This is a genomic window from Gilliamella sp. Nev3-1, from assembly GCF_001690435.1.
Lineage (GTDB): Bacteria > Pseudomonadota > Gammaproteobacteria > Enterobacterales > Orbaceae > Gilliamella > Gilliamella apicola_C.
Window position 1 is genome coordinate 149,745 of the sequence record NZ_LZHN01000040.1, and the last position, 9,696, is coordinate 159,440.

Consider the following 9,696-nt stretch of genomic DNA (forward strand, 5'->3'; position numbering starts at 1 on the left):
TTTAAGCGATTTTTTGTAACAAATTAGGTATAAAGATACCTAACTTTCTTTAACCGCCTAATAAAATTAAAGTTTTACTAGGTGGTTTTTATAGAAAAATACGTTCATTGTTTATAGTTGAAACAGGTTGTTTTGTCTTATTCAATGACAGAGTATACCAGCAAAAACAAAATTTAATTTTATACTGAAACGCTATTCATTTTACAAAAATTATTGGATTTAACTTAAAAAGATAAATAAAAATAAAATCAATGATCTTGCTGAATGATTTTTAAGGTTGAATGGGGTTATTTGAATTTTATGTCATTTCTGGCGTTATCATTTATAATTATTTTTATCACTAAAACTTTAAATACTTTAAATACTTGAAATAAAGCCTGCCTGAAAAAGTAAACTATCATTCTTTCTTTACATTTCTTTACAAAAAAACATCCAAAAGACTGGCTAAACTTTTTTTAAGTGGTTATACTTTCGTCAATTTTTTAAGATCAATTAATAATCAAAAAACATAGAAAAGCGAAATAAAACAAAAGTTACTTGACGGGAGAACGTAATGCAGTACCATTCTATTTGTCTGGCATTAGCCGGTCTATCTCTTAAATCATTCAAGTTATCACATCACATATTCCGTAAGAATAATTTTACATTTAGCCGATTTGCGACTTGTTTCTTCAAAGTAATGCACGAAGAAACTTCAAATGGAGCCAAAAGCCCCACAATACTTAATGTTAAATTATCACCGCCGTTTAAATCACCGTTGATATTAAAATCATCCTCATCAAAAACAAGATTGATATTATTGCCACTGTTGCTTTGTTCGTTTGGTTCGCAGGCATTATCGGCGCAGACCTCGGAGGTTATTCAAGGTAGTGCACCGTATTTAACCTTTGATAATGTGGGAACGAGAAGCTCAACGGCAGAGGGGTTATTAAGCATTAAGTTATCGGATGATTCGGTTATTACTCCACAAACTAATTATTCAAGGAAAACAAACCCAATTGTTTTGCCGCAAGAGGAGGAACGTTTTACAGATATTAGTATGTTTGTTCCACCGAATGTGAATTCAATAGACATAAATTCATTAATCGGTCCTAATAATTATTGGCGCGATGATGATGGTGATGGGCAGGGGGCTAATGGGATTAGAGCTACGGGCATTTTATCAGTCAATATTACGGATAAAGATGACAATCCCGTGAATCGCAATGAAAAATTATTACCATGTAATGCCCCCTATAAAGTTGTATTAAGTAGCACAAATGGCGTTTTAAGTACAGAGTATGGTATTCCAAATAATAGTCCATTTGGTAGTAGTAAGGTAACATATTATATCAATCCTAAAGCATCACCTGTTGTTTGTTTCGCAAGGCCAAATCTTCAATGGGGTAATGACGACTATGCAGGTCCATCACACATATGGAATAAAGATAAAGGATTTTTAGTTCAATCAACGTATGGGAAGAATTTTCCGACAACGGGCGCTGATAAAATGTATTTTTATTTAGAAATAGGCGGAATTGACCCTCGTGAATTAACTTGGCCAACGGTAACGGGTGATGGTATAGAGGTCAGCATGACAATAGAGCCACGTCGTCGGCCATTATTAGGTAGTGGTTTTTTTGAAGCTGATGGATTAAAAGTTACACTAATAGGGCCATCGGCAAATGGTAGCCGCAATTTAAGCCAACTTGCTAAACCTGCATTGCCCCAGACCTTTGAGATAGTGGGTTATGATAGAAATGGTGCTAAGGTAATTAAATACGGTTTTGTGTTGAAAAAATGGTTTGTCAATAGTGGTGATGTAATTGATGAATATTCTAACCTCTTAGCATGGTGTAGTGCGATAGGATATCGTATGCCAAGAGTAGAAGAGCTGACCAATGCGAATTGTGGAAGCAGTTCCCCATGCATAAAAGGTGCTTCACCAATATCATTAAAAAACAATTATGCCCGCAATATAGGTGCCGGCTTATTTACGGAGTGGGGCAAGATGAACGATTATTCTGGAGCAGGTTTTATCAGTAGGGTTAGCTACTGGACTAGTGATGCAGTTGGAGCTACTCAGTTTTCTGTCGGCCCATCTGGCGGCACTATAATCCAGGGCTCTGTTTATAACCCCCGTTATGCCGTTTGTACCTATTAACTTTTAGTTCTTCATTCTTATTGTGTATAGGGATGATGGAGCTAACTAAGGTAAAGTGGTTAAAGAACAAGGCTTAGGACAAGGCGAGACCTGCAAAGGGGACTAGAGTTAAGCGTTTTTACAATGAACAAGTAAAGGCGCTTTTTTTATGGAAAGGTTGATAACGATATTTTAATTAGGGGATATTTTTGAGAATAAAAAATTCTATAAAATTAAAAGTTTTCCTAGGCTATTTTTATAGGATAAAATGGGTTTATTTTAAGAAATATTGTAGTTCTGAACGTTATCATCAATAGTTATTTTATTGCTAAAACTTAACATGCCTAAAATGACGGTCAGCTAAAAAACTCATTTTTATACTAAATACGAACCTGCCAGCAAGTTTTGCTATCAAAATCCAAATTTATTATTCAATGGTTTTGAGCTTTTTAATCAGTTTGGGCTAAACATCTAGGTATAATTTATATATAATATCAATTCAATAACTTGGATTTAGATATCAATTTCGGAGCCTCTTATGCAGCAGTTTCGTCCTATTCGCCGTGCTTTACTTAGTGTGTCCGACAAAACGGGTATTTTAGCGTTTGCTAAAGCTTTATCAGAACGAAATGTGGAACTGCTTTCAACTGGGGGAACAGCAAAATTATTAATCAAAAACCAAATACCAGTAACCGAAGTTTCTGACTATACAAAATTTCCAGAAATGATGGATGGACGAGTTAAAACGCTACATCCCAAAATACATGGAGCAATTTTAGGACGTAGAGGTATTGATGATAAAGTTATGCAGCAACACCAGATCGAACCTATCGATATGGTGGTTGTTAATCTTTACCCATTTGCACAAACTGTTGCTAATCCACATTGCACATTGGATGATGCTGTTGAAAATATTGATATTGGTGGACCGACAATGGTTCGATCTGCCGCAAAAAATCATAAAGATGTCGCCATTGTAGTTGATAGTTGCGATTATACCAATATTATCAATATGATGGATGAGAATCACAATTCCCTTTCTTTTGAATATCGTTTTAATCTTGCTATTAAAGCTTTTGAGCATACAGCAAAATATGATGGTATGATTGCCAACTATTTTGGGAAATTAGTGCCGCCTTATATGGGGCAGACAAATGAGCCAGCGGGCGAGTTTCCTAGAACGTTAAATTTGCAATTCATTAAAAAACAAAATATGCGGTACGGCGAAAACGCCCACCAGCAAGCGGCTTTTTATGTTGAAGAAAATGTTAAAGAAGCATCAATTGCAACTGCAAAACAACTGCAAGGGAAAGCACTTTCTTATAATAATATTGCTGATACCGATGCTGCGCTTGAATGTGTGAAGTCGTTTGATGAACCTGCTTGTGTGATTGTAAAACATGCCAATCCTTGTGGTGTAGCAGTCAGTGATAATATTTTGCACGCTTATGAAAACGCTTTTAAAACCGATCCAACATCGGCTTTTGGTGGCATTATTGCTTTTAATCGTCAACTCGACGCTGATACTGCAAAAGCCATTGCCGATAAACAATTTGTAGAAGTCATTATTGCACCATCCGTTACTCAAGAAGCACTTGCAATTATCCAAGCTAAAAAAAATGTACGCGTACTTGAATGTGGTGAGTGGACAACATCATCGCCTGCTAGTTTAGATTTTAAACGTGTTAATGGTGGGCTTCTAGTTCAAGAACGTGATTTAGGCACAATAGACGAATATCAATTAACGGTTGTCACTAAGCGTAAACCAACAAAAAAAGAGCTTTCAGATGCACTATTTTGCTGGAAAGTGGCTAAATTTGTTAAATCCAATGCCATTGTTTATGCAAAAGATAAAATGACAATAGGTATTGGCGCAGGTCAAATGAGCCGCGTTTATTCAGCCAAAATTGCTGGAATTAAAGCGCAAGATGAGAATCTAAATGTTGCTGGTTGTGTTGTGGCTTCGGATGCCTTTTTCCCATTTAGGGATGGAGTCGACGCTGCGGCTGCCGCAGGTGTAACTTGTGTGATTCAACCAGGCGGCTCTATTCGTGATGACGAAGTCATACAAGCGGCAGATGAACACAATATTGCGATGATGTTTACTCATATGCGCCATTTTAGACATTAATTGTTAGTAAAATGAGTGGGCATTAACTCACTCAAAATAAATTACTACACTGGGTTTTGTAAAACATAAAAATTTACAATCCTTTTTTCAGATTTTAGTATTCAAAGGATCTTTTATGAAAGTTTTAGTCATAGGTAATGGTGGGCGTGAACACGCACTTGCTTGGAAAGTCGCACAATCACCATTAGTATCAAAAGTCTTTGTCGCTCCTGGCAATGCAGGTACTGCACTTGAACCTAGTTTAGAAAATATTAATATTAAAGCAACTGATGTTGGCGGTTTGCTCAATTTTGCGCAACAAGAACAAATAGATTTAACAATTGTTGGTCCTGAAGCGCCACTCGTTATTGGTGTTGTTGATAGTTTTCAAAAAGCAGGATTAAAAATATTTGGCCCATCAAAATCCGCCGCGCAATTAGAAGGATCTAAAGCATTCACTAAAGATTTTTTAGCTCGACATAATATTCCAACAGCCGAATATCAAAACTTTACAGAAATTGACACCGCTATTGCTTATATACGTCAGAAAGGCGCTCCAATTGTGATTAAAGCCGATGGGCTTGCTGCGGGTAAAGGTGTTATTGTAGCAATGACACTCAAAGAGGCCGAAGATGCCGTGTGCGATATGTTAGCGGGTAATGCCTTTGGGGATGCTGGTCATCGAGTGGTTATTGAAGAGTTTCTAGAGGGCGAAGAGGCGAGCTTTATTGTCATGGTTGATGGCAAAAATGTTGAGCCAATGGCAACAAGCCAAGATCATAAACGTGTTGGCGATGGCGATACGGGCTTAAATACTGGTGGTATGGGCGCTTATTCCCCAGCGCCAGTGGTTACTGATGCCGTTTTTCAACGAATTATGGATGAAATTATTTACCCAACCGTTAATGGCATGGCACAAGAAGGGAATGTCTATGTTGGCTTTTTATATGCTGGTTTAATGATTGATAAAGAAGGCAACCCAAAAGTTATTGAGTTTAATTGCCGATTAGGCGATCCTGAAACACAACCCATTATGATGCGATTGCAGTCAGATCTAGTGAAACTTTGTGTAGCGGCCATTGATGGTAAGCTTGATACCGTCAAATCCAAATGGGATTCAAGATCAGCCTTAGGTGTAGTGCTAGCTGCAGGCGGTTATCCAGGCGAATATAATACGCAAGATGTGATTCTTGGACTCCCCACAGAGGCAACCGATAATTGCAAAATTTTCCATGCGGGAACCAGTTTAGAAAAAGGTCGAGTATATACCAATGGTGGGCGAGTACTGTGTGTTACTGCCTTGGGCAATACCGTACTTGAAGCGCAGCAACGAGCGTATGAGCAAATAAAAGATATTTACTGGCATGGCTGTTTTTATCGTAAAGACATTGGTTATCGTGCGATTGAGCGAGAACAACGCAGTCATAAACCATAATTTTTTAAAGTTACGCCATTGTAGCTTTTAATGACGTTGTAATAGGTATGAACGAAAAATTATCACAACAGCAATCAGTTTTTTATTCAATTTTTTTAAATTAGAAAACGATATCTAATAGTAAGCTTAATTTTATATAGATTATATTGAGAATATTTTAACGATTAAATTTGTTTAGTAGAAAAAGGGATGAATAAATTATTAGCCATGTTGGGCGATGATACGACAACTGGTGGTAAAGTAATTTCTGCATCAAATAGTGGTTTTTCTCAAGGTCAAGGTATCGCATGCTTAGGCGATTACGCAAGTTGTCCTAAATGTACAAAAGGATATGGTTCCATTATTGAAGGAACATATGATTGTATTGTAGATGGTAAACCGGCTGCCTATGATGGTTGCATTGTGGCTTGCGGATGCCCAATAGGAAATAATCGAATTATCACAACTAAAAGCTTTGCTTATGTGAATGTTGTAAGCTCTTCATCAGCAAAGAGCGCAAGTTTTAAAATACCTAGCCCTTCAGAAACGTTATTACCTATCTTTCAAAACCTAATGTATACGCAAAGTGACTCATCACTTGAAATGAGTGATGACACCTCAAAAATTCGATTGGACGCCAAACGCTTAATGGACTGCGCCCACGAAGTATGTGAAAAACACCTTTATTATAACGAAATAAAACAAGCTTTTATTGATGATGTTGATACATATGCCATGAATATTTTCAATAAAGTTGAAAGTGGTGAAATGAGTTATGAGGAAGGCGCAAAGAAAATAAAGACTGAAGAAAATAATTTATGGGAACAAAGTCTTGTATGGGTGAAAAACGGTTTGTTTATTTTCGGTAGTGCGGGAATGAGTACAGGTGGGTTTGCACTTTGTTCCGTGGGTTGGACATGTTTTATTGGAGCCCCCATGATAGCGCATGGAGTAAATGGAATATAGGAAGGAACCGCTGGAATTGTTAATGGTGCTATTAACGAAATTGAAGGTGGCAACAGAAGTATGGAAGTTGATGGACCTTTAAGAAGTGGATATAAATATGCAGCCGAGGCTTTAGGTTTCGATTCTTCAATTGGCGATATAGCTTATGATAGTTTAGATTTAACGATGTCAGTAGGAAATCTCTTTAAATTAGTGCCGAAAAAATTTAATAAATTGGGTGATCCGACATTTAAACTCTTTAGATATGGCCGCAGTGATTTAGAAAGTGCTTATAAACAAATGAGTAAAAAATTATTAGCTCTGGAAGCAATGATTGATGTAAAGGCTTTATATGATTTATCTAAAAAATTAATAAACGCTTTTATACTTAATAAAGATACCAAACAAGTAAGTATGGTTGTTAAAGAGCCTGAAACAATTATTAATGTTAGACAAATTGTTGAGAACTGTTCATTGATAATCACAATAGGTAATGACGATGCACCCGATTATTATAGCTGTGAAAGCAGTGATGGTTCAACATATCGAAAAGATAGAGATGGTAATATTATAAAATAAGGTCGATGTGCATGAGTATTTTAGTCTGTATAAGTTATTATTTTTTATCTATCGTTGGATTCTTTATTCGGTACTATTTTTCGGGATATATTGCAACGGACTATGCTAATGATAAAACGTTAAATCGTAAACGACGTTGGGCTATTTTTTATTTTTATTTTATTTTTTTATATAGCTTATTAATGATGAGTCAGCCTGGAGAAGGCTTTTTTTCAAATATTATTTTTTTCTGGTTGGCTGTTTTTATTTTTATATTGTATGTATTTTTTATTAGCTTTCTTGAAACACCACGTAGATACATAAAAAGGAAAAAATGGAAATAACAAAATTATGGTTATATTAGTTTATTGTTTATTTCCATTCATAATTAGCATTTATCATATTAATGACACGTCAAAACATGATGGAAAATAATAAAAACTACATTGTTTGATTTGAATAAACAGAATAAGCAAAATAAATGTAAGAAAACTAATTAATGTTGTTATCGTATCTGGTACTGCCAGTTAGTCGTCAGTTGAACGTGAGGGTATCAGATTATTATGCTTGGCTAAAATGCGAGCTTAAATTAATGGAAGTTGTTTGATAATATCAAAGCGCTTTATTGGCAGCATAAAGCCCGTTTAGGTGCAACAAGCTTAGTACATGATATCAGAGTCAACGGCTATGATATATCAGAGAGAAAGGTTAGCTGGGCATGATAAAAATCAGTCAGAAAAACCATTGATTTTATTGAAGTTTTTATTTTATAAAATGATGAAAAATAATAACATTACTCCTTTTGTTACAAGCCTATTTCATGATTGTTGTCCAATGCATTAAATCGTTGGTTATACCTTTAGATAATGATTAATTTGCTCGAAAAGTAATTGGACAGCAAACAAGTTCGCATATTGATAGGCATTTAGTTTGTAACACACTTAAAATGTCTTATTCTGTCGTCAATTTCTTAAAGGGATATTACTACCTAGTGCTTGATAAAGCCAATGTTGCAGTATGAATTTTAAATGGTTAGTGTTACAACATAGGTTGAGATAAAGTATGAGCTGAGCTGGCAATTGTTGGAATAATGCTGTTACTGAAAGTTTTTTCCATACGTTTAAAAAATAACATGATTCATGATGTGGATGACAAAATACGGGGTAAACCAATAAAGCGCTATTTGAATATATTGAGATCTACTTCACACAAGTTCGCCGACAGTCAGCTCATGGTTGGATATCGCCTGAGCAGTATAAAAAGCCGTATTACTTTAATAACGCCTCTATAGAGGCGAGTATTGTCTAAGATTTTGGTGAGGATCAAATTTCGTTTTCTTTTGATTATCTGTTTAACGAAGCGGCCCTGGTAGGTGGCGTGTCAGGGGACGCAATTTTTCTCTGTCATCCCATAAACCAGGAAATACTTCAAACTTCAGATCATCACGGTTAATACCTGTATCAAAATAGCGACAGAGGCGGTCTCGTAAATCCACATCACCCCACATATTAGTCAGTTCATATTGTTCAATAAGCTTACGATCCTGTGGAAGCGTTAAATCTTCTTTGATAATTGGTGCTCTAGTTGTACTTAAAATGCCATTAGCATCAGGAACAAGATCTATTAATTTTCCTCCTAAAAAATGAAAATTAAATTTGTCACCTTTGTAATGATCTCCATCCAAAATAGTATAGGCATCAATCCAATATCTTTCGCTAGGCTTTGAACTGGGTATTACTGTAGTGGATTTTATTTTCCCTTGAATTAACGACTTATTAATCACATTCCCAACAAAAACGCTGAACAAGGGTTCTATTTTATTTAAATCTAAATTCTGCCATGCACCATCTGAATTGAAAATATCATAAAAGCGCATTTCAGGGCTGGTTAGCATCTGTCCAATTGTGTATAAATTATCACGTAATTGGATATTGACTAGATCATTTTTCTTCCAAACAACACGTTTAGCCATAATTAGCATCGACCTCTTTTTTTAGGAACACGCTTTCGATCCCGCTAATAGGTTGGGGTATCATCGTATAGCAGAATTTCCCAGTATCTTTGATGGCAATCGCTTCAATTCTGTTGGTGCAATCATAACAGTAGTCGGTCTATCCCTGTTTGTTGTGTTTTTCGCCTACTAGCAGATCGGGGGAAAATGATTAATTCATTAATTGTAGACACCAATCTCTTCCGCTTTGGCAATTAACTCATCTTGCAATGAACCTTGTATTTCATCTCCATCATACTCAAGAATGAAATCACCACTAATATTAGGAGGAAAACATGAACCATCTATGGTGCCAAAAATTGTTGACATTGTATCTATCATTACTATACGCAGAAAATTAAAAATCTTTTCTTGGTCTTTATCTGATAGCTTTGCGATAATACTTCTTGCTCTTGCATAAGGATCATTATCGTTTGTAGATTTACTCGGATCACTTAAATGAATTTTATAATATTCAAGTGTATCATCCAAAAGCATAGATAAAAGTGAGGTAACTACTAATTCATCTTTTCCTATTTTATTCATTTAACAACCTC

8 protein-coding genes are annotated in these 9,696 nt (G+C 35.7%); 6 read left to right on the top strand and 2 right to left on the bottom strand.

Annotated features, from left to right (window positions below; all coding sequences use genetic code 11):
• The first annotated feature begins 679 nt into the window (after positions 1-679).
• From A9G40_RS07105 to A9G40_RS07130, 6 genes are all read left to right on the top strand, one after another.
• Positions 680-2,143 carry a hypothetical protein gene (locus tag A9G40_RS07105; RefSeq protein WP_065582468.1) on the top strand — a complete coding sequence of 488 codons (1,464 nt, stop codon included), beginning with the start codon at positions 680-682 and terminating at the stop codon, positions 2,141-2,143.
• 517 nt (positions 2,144-2,660) lie between these two features.
• Complete coding sequence (purH, locus tag A9G40_RS07110) at positions 2,661-4,253, top strand: bifunctional phosphoribosylaminoimidazolecarboxamide formyltransferase/IMP cyclohydrolase (RefSeq protein ID WP_065582469.1); 1,593 nt, start codon at positions 2,661-2,663, stop codon at positions 4,251-4,253.
• A 115-nt stretch (positions 4,254-4,368) separates the two neighbouring features.
• Positions 4,369-5,667 carry a phosphoribosylamine--glycine ligase gene (gene purD, locus A9G40_RS07115; protein ID WP_065582470.1) on the top strand — a complete coding sequence of 433 codons (1,299 nt, stop codon included), beginning with the start codon at positions 4,369-4,371 and terminating at the stop codon, positions 5,665-5,667.
• Positions 5,668-5,856: 189 nt separating this feature from the next.
• On the top strand, positions 5,857-6,612 hold the full coding sequence (locus A9G40_RS07120; protein ID WP_065582471.1) for a PAAR domain-containing protein: 756 nt from the start codon (positions 5,857-5,859) through the stop codon (positions 6,610-6,612).
• A 15-nt stretch (positions 6,613-6,627) separates the two neighbouring features.
• Positions 6,628-7,170, top strand: a complete 543-nt coding sequence (locus A9G40_RS07125; protein WP_255307298.1) for a DUF4225 domain-containing protein — start codon at positions 6,628-6,630, stop codon at positions 7,168-7,170.
• An 11-nt stretch (positions 7,171-7,181) separates the two neighbouring features.
• Positions 7,182-7,493: a hypothetical protein gene (locus A9G40_RS07130; RefSeq protein WP_065582473.1), complete on the top strand. Its 312-nt coding sequence runs from the start codon at positions 7,182-7,184 to the stop codon at positions 7,491-7,493.
• Positions 7,494-8,500: 1,007 nt separating this feature from the next.
• Here A9G40_RS07130 and A9G40_RS07135 read toward each other — a convergent pair.
• The gene (locus A9G40_RS07135) at positions 8,501-9,121 is read right to left on the bottom strand and encodes a hypothetical protein (RefSeq protein WP_065582481.1); all 621 of its coding nucleotides are present in this window, start codon (positions 9,119-9,121) and stop codon (positions 8,501-8,503) included.
• 198 nt (positions 9,122-9,319) lie between these two features.
• Positions 9,320-9,685, bottom strand: a complete 366-nt coding sequence (locus A9G40_RS07140; RefSeq protein ID WP_065581867.1) for a hypothetical protein — start codon at positions 9,683-9,685, stop codon at positions 9,320-9,322.
• Between the last annotated feature and the right edge of the window lie 11 nt (positions 9,686-9,696).

What these genes read in the sequence shown, in the direction of transcription:
- A9G40_RS07135 (WP_065582481.1), bottom strand. Translation starts at nt 9,121, where the DNA reads ATGGCTAAACGTGTTGTTTGGAAGAAAAATGATCTAGTCAATATCCAA.
- purH (WP_065582469.1), top strand. Translation starts at nt 2,661, where the DNA reads ATGCAGCAGTTTCGTCCTATTCGCCGTGCTTTACTTAGTGTGTCCGAC.
- A9G40_RS07130 (WP_065582473.1), top strand. Translation starts at nt 7,182, where the DNA reads ATGAGTATTTTAGTCTGTATAAGTTATTATTTTTTATCTATCGTTGGA.
- purD (WP_065582470.1), top strand. Translation starts at nt 4,369, where the DNA reads ATGAAAGTTTTAGTCATAGGTAATGGTGGGCGTGAACACGCACTTGCT.
- A9G40_RS07105 (WP_065582468.1), top strand. Translation starts at nt 680, where the DNA reads ATGCACGAAGAAACTTCAAATGGAGCCAAAAGCCCCACAATACTTAAT.
- A9G40_RS07140 (WP_065581867.1), bottom strand. Translation starts at nt 9,685, where the DNA reads ATGAATAAAATAGGAAAAGATGAATTAGTAGTTACCTCACTTTTATCT.
- A9G40_RS07120 (WP_065582471.1), top strand. Translation starts at nt 5,857, where the DNA reads ATGAATAAATTATTAGCCATGTTGGGCGATGATACGACAACTGGTGGT.